The 22,227-nt window shown below is 62.3% G+C and carries 17 protein-coding genes and 1 pseudogene; 8 read left to right on the plus strand and 10 right to left on the minus strand.

The features are described from left to right. Positions 1-62: 62 nt before the first annotated feature. The 3 genes from RPMA_RS02625 (at position 63) to RPMA_RS02635 (ending at position 4,260) form a co-directional block, all read left to right on the plus strand. A complete protein-coding gene (locus RPMA_RS02625; RefSeq protein ID WP_211911409.1) occupies positions 63-2,264 on the plus strand; it encodes an amylo-alpha-1,6-glucosidase in 2,202 nt (733 codons plus the stop codon). A gap of 31 nt (positions 2,265-2,295) precedes the next feature. Next, on the plus strand, positions 2,296-2,913 hold the full coding sequence (locus RPMA_RS02630; RefSeq protein ID WP_249225521.1) for a PRC-barrel domain-containing protein: 618 nt from the start codon (positions 2,296-2,298) through the stop codon (positions 2,911-2,913). 84 nt (positions 2,914-2,997) lie between these two features. Next, entirely contained in the window at positions 2,998-4,260 is a 1,263-nt protein-coding gene (locus RPMA_RS02635) for an MFS transporter (RefSeq protein WP_249225676.1), read from the plus strand. Between the two features lie 2 nt (positions 4,261-4,262). Here the strand turns inward: RPMA_RS02635 and RPMA_RS02640 are convergent, their stop codons facing one another. From RPMA_RS02640 to RPMA_RS02655, 4 genes are all read right to left on the minus strand, one after another. Next, on the minus strand, positions 4,263-5,441 hold the full coding sequence (locus tag RPMA_RS02640; protein ID WP_211911410.1) for a pyridoxal-phosphate-dependent aminotransferase family protein: 1,179 nt from the start codon (positions 5,439-5,441) through the stop codon (positions 4,263-4,265). Positions 5,442-5,517: 76 nt separating this feature from the next. Then, positions 5,518-6,378, minus strand: a complete 861-nt coding sequence (locus RPMA_RS02645; protein WP_211911411.1) for an LssY C-terminal domain-containing protein — start codon at positions 6,376-6,378, stop codon at positions 5,518-5,520. 61 nt (positions 6,379-6,439) lie between these two features. Then, a complete protein-coding gene (locus tag RPMA_RS02650; RefSeq protein WP_211911412.1) occupies positions 6,440-7,171 on the minus strand; it encodes a thermonuclease family protein in 732 nt (243 codons plus the stop codon). Positions 7,172-7,280: 109 nt separating this feature from the next. Continuing rightward, the gene (locus RPMA_RS02655; RefSeq protein WP_211911413.1) at positions 7,281-9,014 is read right to left on the minus strand and encodes a hypothetical protein; all 1,734 of its coding nucleotides are present in this window, start codon (positions 9,012-9,014) and stop codon (positions 7,281-7,283) included. 342 nt (positions 9,015-9,356) lie between these two features. Here RPMA_RS02655 and RPMA_RS02660 point away from each other — a divergent pair, with 342 nt between their 5' ends. Next, entirely contained in the window at positions 9,357-10,223 is an 867-nt protein-coding gene (locus tag RPMA_RS02660; RefSeq protein WP_211911414.1) for a caspase family protein, read from the plus strand. A 24-nt stretch (positions 10,224-10,247) separates the two neighbouring features. Here RPMA_RS02660 and RPMA_RS02665 read toward each other — a convergent pair whose 3' ends face one another. The 5 genes from RPMA_RS02665 to RPMA_RS02685 form a co-directional block, all read right to left on the minus strand. Further along, positions 10,248-11,153, minus strand: coding sequence for an efflux RND transporter periplasmic adaptor subunit (locus RPMA_RS02665; protein WP_249225522.1), 906 nt, complete (start codon positions 11,151-11,153; stop codon positions 10,248-10,250). Continuing rightward, positions 11,150-14,260: an efflux RND transporter permease subunit gene (locus RPMA_RS02670; protein ID WP_211911415.1), complete on the minus strand. Its 3,111-nt coding sequence runs from the start codon at positions 14,258-14,260 to the stop codon at positions 11,150-11,152. The genes RPMA_RS02665 and RPMA_RS02670 overlap by 4 nt, the downstream gene beginning before the upstream one ends. Beyond that, the gene (locus RPMA_RS02675) at positions 14,261-15,112 is read right to left on the minus strand and encodes an efflux RND transporter periplasmic adaptor subunit (RefSeq protein ID WP_249225677.1); all 852 of its coding nucleotides are present in this window, start codon (positions 15,110-15,112) and stop codon (positions 14,261-14,263) included. 247 nt (positions 15,113-15,359) lie between these two features. After that, positions 15,360-16,019 carry an OmpA family protein gene (locus tag RPMA_RS02680; RefSeq protein WP_211911417.1) on the minus strand — a complete coding sequence of 220 codons (660 nt, stop codon included), beginning with the start codon at positions 16,017-16,019 and terminating at the stop codon, positions 15,360-15,362. Between the two features lie 192 nt (positions 16,020-16,211). Further along, positions 16,212-17,708: a caspase family protein gene (locus RPMA_RS02685; protein ID WP_211911418.1), complete on the minus strand. Its 1,497-nt coding sequence runs from the start codon at positions 17,706-17,708 to the stop codon at positions 16,212-16,214. A gap of 248 nt (positions 17,709-17,956) precedes the next feature. Between RPMA_RS02685 and RPMA_RS02690 the strand changes: the two are divergent. Then, a pseudogene (locus tag RPMA_RS02690) lies at positions 17,957-18,765 on the plus strand (N-acyl homoserine lactonase family protein). Positions 18,766-18,768: 3 nt separating this feature from the next. Here the strand turns inward: RPMA_RS02690 and RPMA_RS02695 are convergent. Beyond that, positions 18,769-19,242, minus strand: coding sequence for a MarR family winged helix-turn-helix transcriptional regulator (locus RPMA_RS02695; protein ID WP_211911419.1), 474 nt, complete (start codon positions 19,240-19,242; stop codon positions 18,769-18,771). A 141-nt stretch (positions 19,243-19,383) separates the two neighbouring features. Here RPMA_RS02695 and RPMA_RS02700 point away from each other — a divergent pair, with 141 nt between their 5' ends. Genes RPMA_RS02700 through RPMA_RS02710 form a run of 3 tightly spaced genes read left to right on the plus strand, consistent with a single transcriptional unit; the run spans position 19,384 to position 22,203 of the window. Beyond that, on the plus strand, positions 19,384-20,994 hold the full coding sequence (locus RPMA_RS02700) for an FAD-dependent oxidoreductase (RefSeq protein ID WP_211911420.1): 1,611 nt from the start codon (positions 19,384-19,386) through the stop codon (positions 20,992-20,994). A gap of 9 nt (positions 20,995-21,003) precedes the next feature. After that, positions 21,004-21,225, plus strand: a complete 222-nt coding sequence (locus tag RPMA_RS02705; protein ID WP_211911421.1) for a DUF2783 domain-containing protein — start codon at positions 21,004-21,006, stop codon at positions 21,223-21,225. Between the two features lie 27 nt (positions 21,226-21,252). Continuing rightward, positions 21,253-22,203 carry an MBL fold metallo-hydrolase gene (locus RPMA_RS02710; protein WP_211911422.1) on the plus strand — a complete coding sequence of 317 codons (951 nt, stop codon included), beginning with the start codon at positions 21,253-21,255 and terminating at the stop codon, positions 22,201-22,203. The last annotated feature ends 24 nt before the right edge of the window (positions 22,204-22,227 follow it).

Consider the following 22,227-nt stretch of genomic DNA (forward strand, 5'->3'; position numbering starts at 1 on the left):
TATCCTAGCCAAGCGTTGTCGCATGCGTATCGTCGTGTCCACTCAACTGGCCGAGGTCATTCATGCCCATGGAAGCCGCTGCTGCCAAGCGCGATGCACTTGCCGATCAGGCGATCGTCGAATCGCCGTTCTACATTCCCATGACGGGCCCGGCGTCGCGGCCCCGGCGCGCGCTCAAGCATGACGACACGTTCGCGGTTCTCGATAGCCACGGCGATATCGGTGCGTCCGCCGGCGGGCCAGACGGGTTGTTCAATCACGATACCCGCTATCTCGCGCGTCTGGAGCTTTCGCTCAACGATGTACAGCCGCTGCTGCTCGGGTCGAATCTGCGAGACGACAATTCCACGCTGACGGTGGATCTCACCAATCCCGACGTCTATCGCGATGGCCGCATCGTGCTGCAGAAGGACATGCTGCACATTGTCCGGACGTTCTTTCTCTGGCGGGGCGCGATCTATCAGCGTATCGGCGTCCAGAATCACGGCGGGGAGCGGGCCAGTTTCGATCTGACGCTGTCCTTCGACAATGACTTTGCCGATCTGTTCGAGGTGCGGGGAGAGCAGCGCAAGCATCGCGGCATCGCGACCAGCCGCCTGATCGATCCGACCCATGTTGCGCTGGAATATACCGGGCTCGACAACAAGCCGTTGCGCACGCTGCTGCACTTTGATCCGCGCCCGACGCGATTGGCAGCCAATACGGCGACGTATCATTTCGATCTCGCGGCACAGGAGACGACATCCCTGTTCGTCGCGGCGAGCTGCAATGTGCCGCTCGATCACAAGCCTGTGCCGTTTCTGAAAGGGCTGCTCGCGCACCGCCGCGAAATGCGAAATTTCAGCAAGGGCGCTACCACGATCGAAACCTCGAATGACATTTTCAACGAGGTTCTCTGTCAGGCCATGGGTGACCTGAACATCCTGATGACCAATACGCCGCAGGGGCGATATCCCTATGCAGGCATCCCCTGGTATTCGACCACATTCGGGCGCGATGGCCTGATCACTGCTTTGCAGATGCTGTGGATCGATCCGCGCGTGGCCAAGGGCGTGCTGTCGCGCCTCGCTGCATTCCAGGCGAAGCAGGTCGATCCGCTGGCCGATGCGGAGCCAGGCAAGATTCTTCACGAAATGCGCGGCGGTGAAATGGCGGCGCTCCGTGAAGTGCCGTTCGCGCAATATTACGGCAGCGTGGATTCGACGCCATTGTTCGTACTGCTCGCTGGCCTTTATGTAGAGCGCACGGGCGATGACGAGACCTTGCGTGAATTGTGGCCCGCGATCGAGGCGGCGCTGTCATGGATCGACGGCCCCGGCGATCCCGATCAGGATGGTTTCGTCGAATATCAGCGCGCCACCGAGCAGGGCCTGCAGAATCAGGGATGGAAGGATTCATACGACGCGATCTTCCATGCGGACGGCAAACTTGCGGAAGGCAATATCGCGCTCTCCGAGGTGCAGGGCTATGTCTATGCCGCCAAGAATCTGGCGGCGCGTATGGCACTGCGGTTGGAGATGGCGGAGCGGGCGGAACAGCTCGAGGCGGAAGCCAGGACACTGGCTGATCGCTTCGATGCGGCATTCTGGTGCGAGGAGATCGGCACCTATGCGCTCGCGCTCGATGGCGCCAAGCTGCCCTGCGTCGTGCGTTCGTCCAATGCCGGCCAGTTGCTGTTTACCGGGATCGTCGGCGAAGATCGCGCGCGCATGGTGGCCGCCGATTTGATGCGCCCGCATTTCTTCACGGGGTGGGGTATCCGCACCATCGCCCGCGGCGAAGCGCGATACAATCCGATGTCCTATCACGACGGATCGATATGGCCGCACGACAATGCGCTGATCGCGCTTGGTCTCGCGCGCTATGGTTTGAAGCACTCCGTCGAGGCAGTCTTCAAAGGCCTCTTTGATACTGCGACCTATATGGACCTGCGGCGCTTACCAGAGCTGTTCTGCGGCTTCCAGCGGGAGAAGCGACGCGGGCCGACGCTTTATCCTGTGGCCTGCGCGCCGCAGGCCTGGGCGAGTGCCACGCCGTTCACGCTGCTGGAGGCGGCGCTCGGCATTGAATTCGATGTCGCTCGCAATGAGATTCGCTTCCGCGATCCTCGGCTGCCATCATTCCTGCAGCATGTGATCCTGCGCGATGTCCGGCTCGGCGAGTCCAGCGTCGATATCTGTTTGCGGAAACACAATGACGATGTCTCGCTCGAAGTTCTGCGCAGCCGCGGCCAGATCCGGGTGTCGATCGTCCTGACACATTGATGCGTGTCGTCACGCAGGAAGAGTGCCGGTCATGAGTCGCAGACTATTCTCGCCAGCCATCCGCGTCGCCGCGGGCCTTGCCGTCATCATGACGATGACTGCCGTGTCGTTGTCCGTCGCGGCAGATGCGCCGCCAGCGCCGGAGTCGGCGAAGTCGCCGGCATCGACGCCATCAAGCGCGCCGGAACCGGCACCTGAAGCTGCGCCCGCAAAAGAAGCAGCGCCGCCACCGCCGAAGCCGGAAGCAGCAACGCCGGCCGCATTGCCGCCATCGGCGAAACCGCCATCCGTGACGGTGATCGATGCTTTTGATGCGAAGGGCATTCTCGGCCGCGACGTACGCAGCCCGGCAAGCGAGAATATGGGGCGTATTTCCGATGTGGTCGTCGATCGCGCCGGCCAGATCCGCGGCGCCGTGATCGACTTCGGTGGCTTTCTGGGCGTCGGGTCACGGAAGATCGTGGTCGATTGGGCAGCGCTGCATTTTTGGAACGTGGCCGACAAGACGGCGAGCATCACGCTCGATCTCACCCGCGAACAGGTGCGCGCGGCGCCTGAATACAAGGATGATCAGCCGATTGTCGTGTTGGGCGCGTCCGGCACGCTGACGCCGCTGAAATTTCCTCCGCTCACGATGCAGGAGCGATAATTGGCCGTTCATGCGATCACACATGCGCCTGATCGTCCCGGCTCCGCCGAAGAGGCGGTGCGGGAGGTCGCCTGCGCGCCTGGGATTGCACCCGAGCCGGACTCCGGTCCGCAAGAGCCACGCCGAGCACCCGAGCCTTCGAAGGAGAGCCTGCGCGGGCTCGACTGGTTCATCTTCTTTCTTGCCGATGTGCAGACCGGCTTCGGTCCCTTCGTGGCGGTCTATCTCACGACACAGAAATGGACTCAGGTCGAAATCGGCTTCGTGCTTTCCATCGGCGGCGTTGTCGCGCTGCTCGGCCAGATTCCAGGCGGCGCCATTATTGACGCCGCGCGCTCGACCCGACTGGTGGCCGGCGCAGCCGTCTGCACGATCGCATGTTGTGCGCTCGCTTATGCGGCCTTGCCGATCTTTCCAGTCGTCGTCACTGCTGCGACATTGCATGCGATGGCAAGCTGCGTGCTCGGCCCGGCAATAGCGGCCATCAGTCTCGGTCTCGTCGGTCCGCTCAAGATCAGCGAGCGATTGGGACGGAATGCCCGCTTTGCCTCGCTCGGAAACGGCGTCGCTGCTGCCGTCATGGGGACGATCGGCTACCTGCTGTCCAGCCGGGCCGTGTTCATCGTCACGTTCCTGCTCGCAATACCCGTGCTTTATGCGCTGTCGCGCATTCGTCATCGAGAGATCGATGCAGCACAGGCGCACGGGAATGCGGGACGGCAGACCGAAAGCCCCAAGCCGATCCGTTTCCGCGATCTCGTCCGTCAGAAGCCGCTGCTGATATTTGCCTGCGCGGTGTTGCTGCTGCAGCTAGCCAATGCAGCGATGCTGCCCCTGATGGCGGGCGTCGTCACCACACGCTCGGCCGATTGGGCGCCGGCGCTGATCGCATTCTGCATCGTGGTGCCGCAAGCATTCGTCGCAGCGACGTCGCCGACGGTCGGCCGCAAGGCGCAGCAATGGGGGCGACGTCCGCTTCTCCTCATCGCCTTTGCGTCGCTTGCGGTCCGTGGATTGCTGTTCGCAGTCGTCACCGATCCGTTCCTGCTGGTCGCGGTCCAGATTTTCGACGGCATCACCGCGGCGGTCTTCGCCGTCATGATCCCGCTGATCGTGTCCGATATCGCATTCGGCAGCGGTCGGTTCAGCCTCGCGCAAGGCATTGTCGGCACGGCGACGGGTATCGGTGCGTCGCTCAGCACCGTCACTGCCGGCTATGTCGCCGACAAGCTCGGCGCGCCCGTCGCATTTGTCGGCCTGGCCGGCGTCGCTGCACTCGGCGTTCTGCTGATCTGGCTGGTCATGCCGGAAACCCGGCGTGACCATGGCCAGGAAGCGGACGCTTAAGCTCAGGGCTTCACGCTTTCGCCGAGATAGTTGAGCGCGGCGGTGACGCCGCCTTTGCCATGCGGAATGCCCAGCGCCTGTAGTCCCATCTCCACCACGCCAAGCGTGCCCAAAATCATCGGCGCATTGACGTGACCCATATGGGCAATGCGAAACGCTTTGCCCTGCAGATCGCCGATACCGACGCCGAGAATAACGCCGCATTTCTCGCGGCAGTAGGTGAGCAGCCGCGCAGGGTCCGGCATCTTGATGGTGGTGACGGTGTCACCACGCTCTTTTGCTTCGATGATGTTGAAGCTGAGAACACCGCCTTCGGCCCATACGGCAACGGCACGGCGCACGGCTTCAGCCAGCAGGCGATGACGCAGGAAGACGTTGTCGAGCTTTTCCTCGAACAGCATGTCGATGGCCTGGCGCTGCGCAAACATCAGATGCACCGGCGCCGTTCCGGAATGCTTCTGGTAGTGTTCGTTGCCGTCGCGCTCGGTCCAGTCGAAATAGGGCATGCGCAGATTGGCGGTTTTGTGCACCTCGCGGGCGCGGTCACTGGCGGCGACATAGCCGAGGCCGGGCGGTGTCATCAGACCCTTTTGCGAGGCTGACATGGCGACATCGATGCCCCATGCGTCCATCTCGAATGGCATGCAGCCGAGCGAGGCAACTGCATCGACGAGGAACAGAGCGGGATGACCCGCGGCCTTGATGGCCTTGCCGATGGCCTCGATGTCGTTGAACGCGCCGGATGCGGTGTCGATCTGCACGGCCAGGATGGCCTTGATCTTGTGCTCCGTGTCCTGCCGTAGGGCAGCCTCGACTTCAGAGGGACGGATGGCCCGATTCCAGTCTCCCTTCAGGCTCTGCACCTCGATGCCCATACTGCGTGCGGCATTTCCCCAGCCCACGGCAAAGCGACCGCTTTCGAGGACGAGGATCTTGTCGCCGCGTGACAACACATTGGTGAGCACGGCCTCCCAGGTGCCGTGGCCGTTGGCGATATAGATGTAGGTTTTGCCTTTGGTGGCGAACAAGGTGCCGATGTCGCGCAGCAGTCCGTAGGTCAGCTGCACCATGGAATCCGAATAGATATCCAGCGCTGGCCGATGCATCGCGCGCAGGACTTCATCCGGCATGGTGGTGGGGCCGGGGATAGCGAGAAACTCACGACCTGCGCGAACGACCATTTTCTGTCCTTGTTGAGGGTGTCAGCCATCGTGGCATGGCGAAGTGATAAAGCAAAATGGCGAGGGCGGCCTGCGCTCAATGCGTGGATGTCGGGCCGATGATATTGGCGACCGCCCGGAAGATTTGGTCCTTGATCTCGGTGGCGGCCGGGCTTGGGATCGATTCCGGCGGCTCGGTTCGCTTGGCACAGCCGACGACCAGTCGCTGGATCCATATCTCGCCATCGGTGAAGTACAAGTCTCCTTCGCCGTTCCGGCCGGCGACGGTCGGACCGACACCCGTGACCTGATACTTGGCTTCCACCATGCCCGCTTGTTCAAGATCATTCGCCAGCACCGCGCGCTCGGCGTCGATGTCCGCAGCGATATGGTGCGTGATCGCGCCCGTATATTTGCTGATGCCCACGCTACGATCGAACGTGGCGTCGCCGAGCCAGACCGGGCGATCTTCCTGTCCCTTCTCGAGCACCAGCCACAATCTGACATGATGGCGATGATCGGCACTCGTGCCTGACGGTTTCTCGAAGGCGAGATCCTCGCGTCGTCCGAGATAGATCAGGGGCGAGACGGGAGCGTCGCGATAGGGGCGGTCGAGGAGAACGCTGCCGACGATTTCGATCGATGACTTCAACGTGATGGGATCGGCCGGATACCAGCCGGCGGCATGCATCGCGCAGATCACGTCTTTCTTGTCGCCGATCAATCCGACATTGATGGGATCGCCGGGAATTCCTTGCGTGGTCATGGTGGTCATCGGGAGACCGGCAAGAGGCTTCTGATGCTCGTAATGAGTCCAGAGCTCCGGCAGCAGCAGATAGGCGATGCCGCCATAAATGATCACGGCAAGCAGCGTCAGCCGCAGCGCCCGATAGGTCCGGCTGCGGCGTTGTTGTTCTGCGATGGGATGTTCGTTCGGGTCGTTCAAGATCTCGCCCATAAGGAATCGCGGGCGGACCCTGCCACGTCAGGTCAATAAAGTCATCGTCCAGCCTGCCGGATCAGCGCCGTGTCTCGCGGCATCCGGCGGCTTCGGCTTCTTCTTTAGAGCAAAACCAGCGTGTGCCCTTGCTCACGCGCATCTTGATTTTGGCATACCAGCGGCTTTCCGGCGTGTGATAGATGCAGACGCCGGATCGATTGACATTTCCCTTGATGCGGCAGGCCGGCGACGGCGCAACCGCGCCCGACGCCGAGGCAAACAGGATTGGCAAGGTTTCAGGTGTCGGCTTGATGGCGCCAAGTGTCCCGGCCTTCTTGTTCCGGACGCGCCATTCCCACGGCGCGATGAATGCGCCGGACCACAATCCGACCTTGGCCGCACGTGCCGCCTGATCCTCGGGCTCATAAACGCGTGAGAAACGGACATAGGCCAGTGCCCATCCGGTTTTCACCAGCCACTGGGCGATATCTTCACCGTCCGCTTCACATTTGGCGACCGAACGGCCGAAACGGTCGGTACGCTGGATGCGGCAGGTCCAGTTCTTGTCGCTGGCGCGTGCGACCAGCGCGTCATGTGCGGCGACACCGCAACTCCAGCGCTCACCGTTCGCATTCAGGCAAAGCTGGTCACGCCCGGGGGCATCGGAGCCGGCGAGCCGGATACGCGTATTGCCGATCGTGACCTGATTGGCGTCGCGAATATGCGGAATGCCGCTCACGTCAGCAGCCTGAGCCGCGTTCGGAAGGATCAGCAGAAAAAGGGCAAAGCCAATGAAACGTCGCATGCGCATCGAACCGTCAGTACCAGAATCGTGACGACAATGCTGCAGAGTGCCGTCATTTCACCGCAGGCGCCAGTGTGACGGCACTGGATTGCCTCAACTCCGCGCGAGCCTGAGATCAACCGCTCTGCTGCATCGCATTGCGGGCGAGGGCGAGCCCCATCAACACGAAAGCCGACGTCACTTCGGGACCGCCAACCAGGATCCGCGTCGGCGTTTTCATCTTGTTCCATTCATAGGCCTTGAATGGCCCTTTGCGGCCGCCCTCACTCCGGCTGCGCATGATGCACTGCAGCGGTGGGATGAACAGCGAGACCTCAGCGCCGAGATGGCCGAGTGCGATCAGAGCAAGGGCCGCATCGAAAGCGTTCATCTCATGCGCGATCAACTCGTTGACGACATATGCCAGTACATGCGGCTTGATGAGCTCGAATGTGCCGTCGGGGTCGAGCTTGCGTTGGGTGTCTTCAGGCAGCGCACGCAGCGCGGCGTAGCAACGGCCGAAATAGGCGCAGTAAAGCTCCGGCAGGTAATAGATGTGCGATCGTGGATCTGCGAAGGCGCCGGATTCGACGAGGCGCCGCTGGAAGCCGATGATCCGATGTACGGTTTCGAGCCGCTTCGGCGTCTCCAGCACCTGCCAGCGGCTGCAATTGCGGAAAGAGACTTCGAGTACGTCGAGGTTCAGCGTCGGATCGAGGTCGTTGCCGTAGGGGCGTTGGCCCGCGAGATTGTCGATCCAGGTAGCGATCGCGCCGTCATAGTTGATGTTGTCGTTGATCGGCACCGTGACCAGGGGCTCGTTGGCGCCGTCATTCACCTGATAGCCGGCATAAAAGTCGAGCAGCGGTTGATTCAGGATAGGATCGGTCGATCCTGCCTGCGTTGCTGCAGAGAATGAGCAGGCCGTGGTGTCGCAATCCGGCACATAGATGCCGAAGCCGAGGTCTTGCTTGATCTGGGCAAAGAAGCGACTGAAACGCGGATGCGGCGGCGGCGCCAGTGCCGTGATCACATTGACGCTGCTGCCATCATGCGACTTCACCTCTTCGCGGCTGGTGACGAGGCAAAACTCGATCATCGCGTTGATGGCGCGGCGTGACTGCGCGGTCTGGTCCTGCGAGGCGAGGCCTGTTTCGCCAAAGCTCAGCAGGGCTTCAGTGAAGAACGCGTCGTAATAGGCTGAGCGATGCCGGATCTGCACCGGCTCCCACATCGGCTCGGCGATGCCGGCCCATGGCGGATTGATCAGCTTCGCTGCGGGCGAACGCGCGATGAAGATGCGCGCGAGCGTGAACAACAAAGTGGAGTTCTTGTAGCCGCGCGCGTTCAGCCCGGTCAGCGCCATCAGGAATTCGCGACCATGCATGTCGGGATCGCCGATCAGATTGAAGGCGGCATAGGTCGGGATAAAGCCGTTCTTGTTGTAGGAGCCGAGAAGGTGAGCGGCGCAGCTGCGGATGACAGTGTCGATGTCGGCGATCGATGGCGTGGCACCAGCATGCGACGCTTTCGGAGGTCTCGGATGTTGCAGCGACACGGTATCGAGCAAGTCGGCCACGGGTTGGCCGATGGCCGCCCAGTCCGGTTCAGTCTGGTCGCGGGCAGCGATCAGGGCATCCTGAAGCGCCTTGAAACGTGCGGGGTCGCGTAGTTCAGGCAACCCAGCGCGCCGGAGCAGCGGTCGCAATGCGGGGTTGCCGAGCGCGGTGTTGTAGAACTTGACAATATGGGCGTCGCCACTGCCGGTATGACGGCGGAAGATCGGGTCGCAAAGGTCATAGAGGGTAGGGCCGTCCTTCCGGGCAGTCAGTGCGTCAAAAGCGGCTCGGGCAAGGGACGACGCTTTCATCGGGTTTCCTTTGGTGCGGCCTGTACGCACGTCTCGAAAACCGCTCGCCGCCGATCGCGCCGAAATCGTCTCTCGATAACTGCAAGTCATTGAAAAGTTGCACGAATCGATCCGATTGGCAATTGCGTGGGGCGCACTACAAGGTTCCGGTGCGTCAGTAACCCTGTCTTAAATCGCGGGCTTTACGGGTTGCCCGGTGGCCCGTGACGGGTTAACACCCGGTTTGCTGCGACGCCGCAAATTGAGCGCAATTGATGCTCATTGGTTTGGCATCCCTTCAAACCTAATCCGACGTCCACGCGACCAATGGTTGCGCGTGAACGATAGGCAGGAATGATCGTAATGAACGTACGGCAGTTTCGCGTATCCCGTCGCTCGATTACCATGACAGCCGCATTTGTCGGCCTGGTCTCGCTGGCGATTGGCGCCCACGCCGCGCTGAACAAGCACGTGATTGATCCGGCACGCGCCGCGGCTGGCTATGAGGCCACGCAGGCTGCCAGCAATTCGTCGCGCCTGGCGCTTGTCATCGGCAATGGTCACTATCCGGATGCCGCCTCGCCTTTGTCGCAGCCGATCAACGACGCCCGGGCCGTAACGCATGCGCTGCGTCAGGACGGTTTCGATGTGGACGTGATCGAGGATGCCACGCGTGACGACATGACCCGCGCGGTCGAACGGCTGAAAGGCAAGATCAAGCCGGACAGCGTCGTGATGCTGTATTTCGGCGGCTACGGCGTTCAGGTCGGTCGTCAGAGCTATATGATCCCTGTCGATGCCGCGATCTGGCGCGAGCGCGATGTGCGCCGTCAGGGCGTCAGTGTCGAAGCCGTGCTCGATGTCATGAAGGAAGGCGGCGCACAGGCCAAACTGGTCGTGCTCGACGCCTCGCGCCGCAATCCTTATGAGCGCCGTTTCCGGTCCTATTCGCGCGGCCTTGCGCCCATCGATGTTCCTGAGAAGGCTCTGATCCTGACATCAGCGACGCCCGGCAAGGTGGCTGACGACGCAAGCGGGCAGAACAGCCTGCTGGCCGCTGAATTCCTGAAGAGCCTGAAAGCCAAACCCGCCAGCGCAGAGGCTGTGTTCAACAGCACGCGCACCGCGGTGACGCGCTCGTCGGACGGCGAACAGGTGCCGTCGGTGTCCTCGTCTCTCATCGAGGACGTGCAGTTCGGCATCAAGGCGACGGCTCGCGCCGGCAGCTAACTGCCTTCGCACTGACCCCAGCGACTACTGCTTGTCCGCGCTGCTGGTCACCGGCCTGACCGGATCGCCTTCGCGCAGCAGTGCACCCGCCCGCGCAACGACGATATCGCCCTCGTTCAAGCCTTCGCGGATCTCAACCCGGCCCGTTGCCATCAGGCCCACCTCGACCCGTCGCGTTTCGATGCGATGACGGCGCACGACTTGCACCACCGTGCCGCCTGAACTGTAAAGGATCGCGGTCAGAGGCAGCGCGATGCCGCAGCTTTCGCCGGTCTTGATCGTTGCCCGCGCATAGGAGTTCGTCATCAGCCGCCGTGCGGCATTCAGCGAGACGACGACCTGGCCAAGCTGGCTGTTGGGTTCGACGGAGGACGCGACGCGGCGCACTTTCGCATCGAGCTCGCCGGTGCCGATGACCTTGATCTTCACGGTCTGATTGGCCTTGAGCTTCGGCAGATCGCGCGTCGGCACTTGTCCGATGAAATCGAATTCGCTGCGCGATATGATGCTGAAAAGCGCCTCGCCCTTTCCGGATGCGATGGTGCCGACCACGGCAGACGAGGCGCTGACGAGACCTGCGACGGTGGCCTGGATCTGCACCGAGCCGCCTTCCGGCGATGTCAGCCGGGCGAGGATCTGGCCTGCTGTTACATTCTCACCGGCATCGACCATCACCTCCGCGACTTTCATCCCGGGGCGATCCGGGCGGATCGAAACCTCCTCGCGCGGCAGCAGAAGTCCGGCCACATCGACGGTATCAGCGAAGCATTGCTTTGCAGCAGCGATGACCGTGACAGCGGCGCCGCGTGCCAGATCCGGTTCGTCGGCTGCCCGACCTGCCGTCGTAGCGGCGCAGAGGGCTGTCGCGAGAAGCAGCGTCCTGGTGAAGGACATCGAACGACGCGGATCGAAAGCGAATGACGGGATCATCGGTCTACCTGCTTGTGTTCGATGGACGACGGGTGACCGCGATCTTCTTCGCCGCTCGAGACGAGCAGCTTGCGGCCCCATCGCCATGAGAGTTGTCCGATGTCGTCCATCATCAGGAACATTGCCGGCACGAAGATCAGCGACAGCAAAGTCGAGAAGATCAGGCCGCCAATGACCGCAAGAGCCATCGGAGATCGGAATTCACCGCCCGCGCCCCAGGCCAGTGCCGAAGGCATCATGCCGGCGGCCATGGCGATGGTGGTCATCACGATCGGCCGCGCGCGCTTCATGCCGGCATCGATGATAGCGATCTCGCGCGGCTTGCCTTCGCGGATCGCCTCTACCGCGAATTCCACCAGCATGATCGCGTTCTTGGTGACGATGCCCATCAGCATCAGGATGCCGATCCAGACCGGTGTGGTGAGCTGCTTGCCGGTCACCAGCAGAGCCATGATCGCGCCTCCGATGGAGAGCGGCAGCGAGAACAGGATGGTGATCGGTTGCAGGAAGGTGCCGAACAGCAGCACCAACACTGCATAGACCATCATCAGGCCGGCAGAGATCGCGGTCGCGAAACCGTCAGCGAGTTCGTTCAGGCTTTCGGCGTCGCCTGATTGCTTCACGCTCACATTCTTCGGCAGGCTCTTCATCACCGGCAGTTCGTAGATCTTCTTCAGGGCATCGCCGAGTGCGGCGGTGCCGACGAGATCTGCGGCCACCGTGGCCTGCCGTTCGCGATCATAGCGATTGATGCTGGTCGGCCCCTGATCGAGCTTGATGTCGGCGACGACCGACAATGGCACGCCGCCGCGCCCGCCGCCGATCGGCACGCGCAACTGTTCGAGAACCTGGATATCGGATCGCGCTGAGTCTTCGAGCTGCACGCGGATCGGTACCAGTCGGTCGCCGGCATCGAACTTCGCCAGTGCCGGGCCGACGTCGCCGATGGTCGCGACGCGAATGGTTTCGGAGAGGCCTTCGGTGGAGACGCCGAGACGGGCTGCGAGATCGGCGCGCGGCTGCACACGGAGTTCAGGGCGATCCAGCGACGTCTCCGAGATCACGTTGGAGATCAGCGGAATTCGCTTCATCTGCGTTGCCAATTCGTTGGCAACGTTGCTGACGATGTTGATGTCCGGCCCGGTCACCACCAGCGAGATGGCGCGCAAACCATTCTCATCGAGGAACCAGTAGCGAATATCCGGGACGTTCTCGAGTTCCTTGCCGATCTCCAGTTCGAGCTCGCGCTGCGAGATCTTGCGATCTCCCTTCGGCGTGTAATTGATAATCAGCGAGGCGCGGCGCACTTCGCTGATCCCCGGCGGCACGCGTCCGCCATCGACGAAGACGCTCTTGATCTCCGGTCGCTTGCGCAGCCGCTGGACGATCTCTTCGGTCGTCTTTTCGGTGAAAGTGAGCTGCGAACCCGGCGGCAATTCCATCGCCAGCAGCGAGCGGGCCGTATCCTGTGCCGGCAAGAAGCCCTGTGGGAGCAGCTGGATGCTGAGGATCGACAGCGCGAAAACACCGAGGCCGAACAGGACGGTGAGATAGTAACGCTTCACCGAAAGGGTCACGAGCTTGTTGTAGGCCTGCAGAATGCGCCCGGGCGGAGGATCGTCGTGCTTGTGATCCTTCATGAAATAGGCCGCCAGCACAGGCGTGACGAATCTCGCTGCTAGCAGCGAGAAGAAGACCTGCACCGACACCGTGATGCCGAACTGCTTGAAAAACTGGCCCGCGATGCCCGACATGAAGCTTGCAGGGGCGAAGATCGCGATGATGGTGAGGCTGATGGCGATGACGGCGAGGCCGATTTCGTCGGCGGCTTCCAGTGCGGCGCGGTAGGGCGATTTGCCCATGCGCATATGTCTCACGATATTCTCGATCTCGACGATGGCGTCATCGACAAGAATACCCGTCGATAGCGTGATCGCGAGAAAGCTCACGAGATTGAGCGAGAAGCCGAGCATGTCCATCACCCAGAAGGCGGGGAAGATGGACAGCGGAAGCGAGATCGCGGCGATGACGGTGGCGCGCAGATCGCGCAGGAACAGGAACACCACGATGACGGCCAGCGTCGCCCCCTCGAACAAGGTGCTCATGGCTGCATCGTAATTACCCTTGGTGAAATCCACCGATGTATCGATCAGTTTCAGGTCGACGTCGGGATACGATTCTTTCAGCGAGCTGATGCGCTTTTGCACGGCTTCGGCGACGACGACGTCGCTGGCGCCCTTGGAGCGCTTGATGCCCAGAGCCACTACGGGCTCGCCGTTCAGGCGCGCAAAGGTGCGCCGGTCGGCGATGGTATCGGTGACGGTGCCGAGATCTTCCAGCCGCACCTCGCCGCCGGAGGGCAGGCTGATCATGGTGCCCGCGAGTTCGTTGAGTGTCTTTGCACCCGCGAGGGTGCGGATCGCCTGGTCGTTCTTGCCAATTTCGGCACGACCGCCAGCGAGGTCCACATTGGTGCCGCGCAGGCGGCGGGAGACATCGACGGCAGTGAGACCTGCGGCCTGGAGACGGTCAGGATCCAGCGAGACCAGGATTTCGCGCTCGACGCCGCCGATGCGCTCTACCTGCGCCACGCCGCGGACGCCCTGCAGCGCACGTTTCACGACATCGTCGACAAACCAGGAGAGTTGTTCCGGCGTCTTCCCTGGTGAGATCGCGGCATAGGTCACGATCGGCAGACCGATCACGTCGACACGCTGGATCAGCGGTTCGTTGACGTTTTGCGGAAGGTTGGCGCGGACGCGGGTGACGGCATCCTTGATGTCATTGAGGGCGCGGTCGGTGTTGGTTTCGAGCGCGAATTGTACCGTCGTTACCGACAGGCCGTCGGTGATCGATGACGAGATATGCCGGACGCCTTCGACGCCGGAGACGCCGTCCTCGATGGTCTTGGTGACCTGCGCTTCGAGTTCGGCAGGTGCCGCGCCGAACTGCGCCACGGCGACCGAGATCACTGGAATGTCGGCGCTCGGCAATCGCGTGATGGCCAGCTTGGTAAAGCTGATCCAGCCCAGCGCCAGCAGGATGATCGAAAATACGATGGAGGGCAGCGGATGGCGGATCGACCATGCCGAGATATTCATTGCCATTTAGCGCACCCGCGAACGGTCGAGGTCATCGACGAAGATGGTCTTCACTTTGTCGCCGTCATGCAGCGACGTCCCGGCGTCAGCGACGACGATGTCGCCGACCTCCACGCCTTCGAGAATTTCCGTGGCGTTGTCGGACACGAGGCCGACTTTGACGCGGCGGGTCTCGATCACATTGCCTTTCACCAGCTGCACGGTGAAATGCTCGATCGCCGAGCGCGGAATGGCGACGCCGCAGCTGCGCCGCGCATCGATGCTGGCGCGCGCGAACATGCCGACCTTGATCGACGGATTGGGCGCCAGAGATAGCCGGACATGGCCGAGCTGCGTGGTGCGGTCGATCTGCGGCGACACCACCCGGACCTTGCCGAAGATATCCGCATGATCGTCGCGGCTGATGCGTGCGGTGGCGCCGGGATTGAGCTTGAGGATGTGAATGCTCGGGATCTCGGCGTTCAGTTCCAGCTCGTTGTTGATGGCGATCTTGAACATCGGGCCGGCCTGTGGCGAGGCCGGAGCGCCTGCGATCGTCTGCACCGATGTGATCAGGCCCGCGGCCGGTGCGCGGAGCGGCACCGCATTGGGGCGTGCATTGTTCGATGTGGGTGGCGGGATTAGCCGGGCCAGTTCCTGGTTCTCGGTGACCACGTCACCTTCCTTTACCAGCACTTCGGAGACGCGTGATCCCTCCGTCTCGACGCCGACGTGAGCCTCGCGGCGTGGCACCACGAAGCCGGTGACGCGGACGAGGTCGGAGAAGCAGGCATTGGTTGCCTTGGCGACGGTGACCATGGCCCCGTTCGGGGAGCCGCCGGGCGCGGGGTCGGCGGCATGCGCAGTTGACGATGTCATGGCCAGCGCAGCAGCCAGCGACAGTGACGCGAGAGCCGGGGTGAAGCGGGCAGAAGCCTTCATTGCGGAATGGGTCCACTTGGCATGGCAAGGCACCGGGCGATGGCAACGGCGCGGCGGAAGGGTCGTTCGATCCTATACAGGATATCGGTGATCACCAATGCAAACAGCGCTCCGCGGGGTGCGGAACGCTGTAGTGCGGCAATCGGCAGCGATGTGCATATCGGCCGATATGGACGTCACCGCATTACTGGTTGGATGCGGTTGCCTTATTGGCCATGTTCACGACCTGGACGCGGCGATTGCTCGGGTCGGTCGGGGCGATCCCGCTCTTCGGCTTGGTCTTGCCGTAGCCGACAGTCACGAGATCCGCACCAGCGATGCCGTATTTGTCGGCGAGATAACGCTTGATTGCATCGGCGCGGCGCTCGGACAGGTCCTGATTGTACTCTTCGCCACCGACCGCGTCGGTATGGCCGGCAACGACGAATGTCGAGCCCTTGAGGTCCGCGCTGCTCAGCGCCTTGCCAAGCGCCTGAACGGACGACATCGACTTTTTGCTGATATTCGCAGAATTGTAATCGAAGTTGATTTCGAGATCGATCGCCGGCTTGGTCTCGGCAATGCTGGCGATCTGCTCGCGCTCGCCCAATGACAGTGATCGGGTGCTGCGGTTGCGAAGGCTGTCGACAAACTTGCCTTCGGCGGCATTCACGGCCGGCTCGGCCGGCGGCGCCATCGAGAGGCCGCGGGTCAGCGGCTTCTTCGGCGCCAGTGCGCGAAGGATCTGGTCGGAGGTCACATCGTCAGCCGCGATCACGGCGCCGGCAGTCAGGGAGAGTGCGGCACCGGCGATGACAGCTGCGCGGATCGTGGTGAGGCCGAAGCGGGCGGATGATTTGAACATGGAAGCACCCCTTATTTCCTGATGGCGCAATCTGCGCTGGCGTCGATCGCCTTTGCTAACTCTCGGTCGTTCCTGCACCGGGCGGCGTGATCGGCTTCCGGCTTGTCATCAATAGTGTCCACCCGCGCCATGCGGGTTCAAATCCATTTGGGCAAAATTGTGCGGTGGGTGAGGCATGGCCCGGTGGGGCCGTTAGCGAACCCCGTAACTGGCAAATTCCTTCACGATATCGGGGTCCATCGCCTTGGCATTGGTGATGTCGAGGTCGCCTTCCGCGGTCTGGCCGAGGCGCTGTTTGGCGAGGCCGCGGCCATAGAGCGACGAGGTCAGTTGCGGATTGATCTTCAGGGCCGAGTCGAAATCGGCAATCGCATTCTTGCTCTGGCCATTCTTCAGATTGACCAGTCCGCGGCTGTCGAGCGCATCCACGAAATTGGGGCGCAACCGCAGGGCCTCGTTGCAGTCCTTCAGCGCCCCCGTGAGATCGCTGGTGACCGCGCGGACCCAGCAGCGATTATTGAAGGCTTCGACATCCTTCGGGCTCAGCTTGATGGTGGCGTCGAAGTCTTTCAGCGCTGCCGAATAGGCGCCCTTGCTGGCATAGACCTGGCCGCGTCGGTAGAGCGCGCCGACATCTTCGGGATTCTCTGTAATCTTGACGTTCAGCGATTTCACCGTGGAATCTTCGGCCAGCGCCAGGAGAATCTTGTTTTCATCGCGTGGCGCGTCCGCGGCGGGAGCGGGCGCCGGTGCAGCAACAGGAGCCGGGGCCGGCGCGGGGGCGGCAGGCTGCGGGGTGGGATTGACGGCGGCTTGTTGCGCTGGCGCGGGAGCAACCGGCTCCGGGCGCGGGGCAGCTGCCGGAGCCGGCGCTGGTGCAGGCGCCGGAGCGGGCTTGGCGGCAACGGCTGCTGACGACGACGGGCGCGTTCCCGGCAGGAAAGCGAAGTCCTCAGCCAGAGATGACGAAATCCACGGAACCTGCTCGCTCTTCGACGCGCGAGTGACGTTGACACGGGTGCGGTTCAGGGTCTGCTCGGCCGTCAGATCCGGCACCTTGATCTCTTTCAGGAGTTCGGTGACGAACAGGCCGCGGTCGGAGCCGGTGTCGCTGACGACCGAACTCAAAGCGGCCGAATACATCACCAGCGTTCCACTGGGGGCGATCACGGGGGCAAGTCCGGCCGAGAAGCTGCGGAAACGGCGTTCGAACGGATTGCGTCGCGACGCATCCAGCAGCGCGATCTTGACCCCGGCGCCACGGCCATTGATCTCGTTGAGGACGGTCTCCAGGCTGAAGCCATCGCGGCGCACGTCAGGCTCGGTCCATATCTGGGCGTCGACAGGGATCATGTAGCTCTGGCGGGCCGACTGGATGCCGTAGCCGCTGAAGAAAACCAGCGCGACAGAGCCGGGCTTCACTTTGACGTAAAACTTCTCCAATGCCCGGCGCATGGCTTCGCCGCCGAGGTTTTCGCCTGTATCGACCTCGAAGCCGTCGCTCTTGAGTTCCGCGGCGATGTCGCGGGCATCATTGATCGGTTCCTTCAGGGGAGCTTCGGCATCGGGATATTTGGCGTTGCCGATCACCAATGCGATGCGCGGGCCTCGCTCGTCGGCGGCTTTGGCCTGCCAGATGGGAGTGAGCGAGAGGGTCAGGAGAGCGATCAGGGCAGTACGGATTTTCATCACAAGCCGGTCCAGCACAAAAAGCGCGGCAACGAGCCCCGCGCCGTCATGAGCTTAGTCTACGCCATGCCCATTATCAAACAGCGACCGGTATGGCTGCGGACGCACTGGCCTGCTGTTGTGGCGCGGCAATTCATCGCGCCGTCACGATGCCCTCGCCACTGCCGTTCCGGCGATGAGAACGGTTTGATTTTTCATGACGATGCTGGCTTGGTGGCGGCAACAATAGAAACGCCGGATGACGCCCCATGAAGCCAGCCTATGAAATCTACGCGATCCGTTATGCAACCATGACGCCGCGGACGCCGGCCATGAACTATCTGTCTCCCGATCCGCATGAGACGACGGCCGCCGATCTCGATTATTTCGTCTGGCTGGTTCGCGGTGGCGGGCGCGATATCCTGGTTGATACCGGCTTCAATGAGGCGGCGTCTAAAGCGCGCAGTCGGGCGCTTGCGATCAATCCGATCGATGCGCTGGCGCAGTTCGGTGTGGCGGCCGACACCATCCGTGACGTCGTCGTGACGCATCTGCATTACGACCATGCGGGCAATCTCGACCGATTGCCGAATGCCCGGTTCCATCTGCAGGATCGCGAAATGGCCTATGCGACGGGCCGCTGCATGTGCAACGGTCTGCTGCGGCATCCGTTTTCGGCCGAGGACGTCACGCTGATGGTGCGCCACGTCTATAACGAGCGCGTCACCTTCCATAATGGCGACGGCGAGATTGCGCCTGGCATCACCGTTCACCGCGTCGGCGGCCATTCGGACGGCCTGCAGATCGTTCGCGTCGAAACCGAACGCGGGCCGGTGGTTCTGGCGTCGGACGCCGCGCATTATTACGGCAATTTCCAGCGCCGAAGCCCGTTTCCGATCGTCTACAATATCGGCGACATGTGCGATGGCTGGCTGACCTGCGAACGTCTTGCCGGCCACCCCGATCGGATCATTCCCGGCCACGACCCCTGGTGCGCGAGCTGTATCCGCGCATCCCCGGCGAGGCCGATGCCTATGCGCTGCACCTGCCGCCGTCGCGTTCCTTCGTGGAAAGCTAAATTTCAATACGGACTGGTTTTCTGCGCATGTTGGGTCTGAACGAGGTCGAGGGCTTCCTCGATCTTGTCGAGGGCCTGCGCAAACTGCTTACGCTCCTGAGCCGTCAGGCAGGCCAGGATGTCCCGCTCTTTCGATAGCAGGCGCGGGATCAGCTCTTCATAGAGCGCTTTGCCTTTTGACGAGAGCCGCAGTTCGAAAGCCCGGCGGTCGTCGCTGCTTTCCACCCGCTCGATCAGCTTGCGCTCCAGCAGGCCGGTCACAGCCCGGCTGATGGTCGATTTGTGCGTCCGCGTACATTGCGCGATGAATTGTGCGCTGCACGCGTCGTCGCGAAATCCGAGCGTCGCCACCACCCGCCACTCCGGAATGTCGAGCCCGTAACGCACCTGATATTCCTCCGATAGCGCCGCACTGACTTCGGCGGCGAGGCGGTTGAGCCGGAACGGAACGAAGCGGAACAGGTCGAATTCGGCCATTGGGTTTGCAATTCTTCAGTTGACGCCGCCTGCAGGTCGGCGTTTAGATGGTTGCAAGTGAAACTATCTTAGCGGGCGCAAAGCCGGTTGACCAGACCGGCGCAATTGGACCCGCACAGGAACCGACCAAGGAAGCGACGGATGGCGCAACAGGCCCGCCAGTTCAACTACGTCCGCCATGCCGATCAGGCGCAGGCGCCGCATGAGGTGGCGCTGCATCCGGTCGTGGTGGTCGGCGCCGGCCCGGTCGGGCTGTCGCTGGCGATTGATTTGGCGCTGCGCGGGCAAAAGGTCGTGCTGCTCGACGATGCGGACCGGATCGGCGACGGTTCGCGCGCGATCTGTTTCTCCAAGCGTTCGCTCGAATACTGGGATCGCCTCGGTGTTGCCGATCGCATGACCGAGAAAGGTGTCGTGTGGAACGTCGGCAAGATCTTCCTCGGCCCGGAAATGCTGTATCAGTTCGACCTGCTGCCCGAAGACGGCCACAAGATGCCGGCCTTCATCAATTTGCAGCAATACTACGCGGAAGCATTTCTCGTCGATCGCGCACGTGATTTGTCTGAGATCGACCTGCGCTGGCGCAACAAGGTCACGGGCGTCAATCAGGGCAATGATTATGCCGAACTAACCATCGAGACGCCGGACGGCCCCTACAAACTACGTGCATCCTATGTGGTCGCCTGTGATGGCGCGCGCTCGGCGTTGCGCGGCATGGTGGGCGCGGATTTCGAGGGCGAGGTGTTCGAGGACCAATTCCTGATCGCCGACGTCAAGATGACTGCGGAATTCCCCACCGAACGCTGGTTCTGGTTCGATCCGCCGTTTCATTCCGGCCAGTCGGCCCTGCTGCATCGCCAGCCCGACGATGTCTGGCGCATCGATCTGCAACTCGGACCCGATGCGGATCCGGCGGAAGAGCGTCGGCCTGAAAAGGTGCGCCCGCGTATCGCGCGCATGCTCGGCCATGACGCTTTCGAGTTCGAATGGATCTCGGTCTACAAATTCCAGTGCCGCCGCATGCGCAGCTTCGTGCATGAACGCGTGATCTTTGCCGGCGATGCCGCACATCAGGTGTCGCCGTTTGGCGCACGCGGCGCCAATTCCGGGCTGGAGGATGCGGAGAACCTCGCCTGGAAGCTCGCACTCATTTTGAGCGGCGATGCGCCCGCGTCGCTGCTGGCAAGCTATGACGCCGAGCGTGGCTTCGCTGCCGACGAGAATATCCGTGCCTCTACCAATGCGACGGATTTCATCGCGCCGCATTCGCGGCATGAAAGCCGCCTGCGAAAAGCCGTGCTGTCGCTTGCGAAGGAAGCGGATTTCGCCAAGCGCATGGTGAATGGCGGGCGACTCTCGGTGCCGTCGGTCTATCAGACACCGCTCTCGACCGCCGATAGCGACGACTGGTCGAGCGGCCCACCGCCCGGCGCGCATATGCCGGACGCGCCTGTTGTCACCGATCACGGCGCGCAGGTGTTTCTGTCTGAACGTTTTGCACAGGCCGGTCGTGGTTTTGCGGTGCTGCATACGAATGGCGCTTCCATTGAACTGCCTGAAGGCGTGGCGCGCATTGTCATCGGCGACGATGCGCCACTGCGCGACGAGGCTGGGCTGTTCAAGGCGCGTTACGGCGGTGACCTCGGCAACGCCTATCTGCTTCGCCCCGACGGCTACGTGGCCGCCCGCTTTCGCCATCCGACCCCTGAAGCGATCGCGGCAGCCCATGCGCGCGCCAGCGGTCGGGCGTGAGGAGTGACCATGGCTTTGTCCACGCAATCCAATTTCGCCAATCCCGACGCTGCCTATCGCCGCATCGTCGAGGCACATCGCGGCCTCGGTGACGAGCAGAGCGCCACGCTCGATGCCGCCCTAGTACTGATCCTCGCCAATCACATCGGTGACATCGCTGTGCTCGACGATGCCATCGCACTGGCGAAGCGCCGGCTGCCCAATGCTGCGCGTTCCGACGTCACGACCTGATTTCTGCAAGCCACAAGGATATCGAAGATGGCAAAAGGTTTCGCATCCACCACCGACATGGCCGAGAAGAAGATCACTTTCTCGGAAATCGGCCCTGATCTTTACGCCTTCACAGCCGAAGGTGATCCGAATTCAGCAGTGATCGTCGGTGATGACGGTTGCATCGTGTTCGACGCGCAGGCAACGCCCGCGCTGGCGAACAAGGTGATCGAACGCGTTCGCACCGTCACCGACAAGCCGATCAAATATGTGGTGCTGTCGCATTACCACGCCGTGCGCGTGCTGGGCGCTTCCGCTTTCGATGCGCAGGGCGTCGTTGCCTCGCAGGAAACCCATCGCCTGGTCCAGGAACGTGGCCAGCAGGATTGGGACTCGGAATTCGGCCGCTTCCCGCGCCTGTTCCAGGGCTCCGAAAGCATCCCGGGGCTGACCTGGCCGACGCTGACCTTCGAAGGCGAGATGTCGATCTATCTCGGCAAGCGTGAAGTGCGGCTGATGCAGCTCGGCGCTGGCCATACCTCCGGCGACATCGTGGCCTGGGTGCCCGATGCCGAAGTAATGTTTTCCGGGGATCTCATCGAATATCACTCCGCCTGCTATTGCGGCGACGCCTGGCTGCGCGAATGGCCGGGAACGCTGGACGAGATCCGCAGCTTCAATCCGAAAGCCATTGCGCCGGGCCGCGGCGATGCGCTGAAGGGGCTTGAGACCACGCGCGAGGCCATCGCCATGACCCGCGATTTCGTGACCTCGCTGTATGGTGCCGCGGAGCTGTCTGTCGCCAAAGGCCGCACGCTCAAGGAGAGCATGGCCGCGACCCGCGAGGTCATGGACAAGAAGTTCGGCAGCTTTGCGATCTACGAACACTGCCTGCCATTCAACGTCTCGCGTGCCTATGACGAGGCGTCGGGCATCGACGATCCCGTCATCTGGACCGACAAGCGCGACCGCGAGATGTGGGCAGCTTTGCAGGATTGATCTTAAGTTAGTCGTCATTGCGAG

The sequence above is a fragment of the Tardiphaga alba genome (assembly GCF_018279705.1).
GTDB classification, from domain to species: Bacteria; Pseudomonadota; Alphaproteobacteria; order Rhizobiales; family Xanthobacteraceae; genus Tardiphaga; species Tardiphaga alba.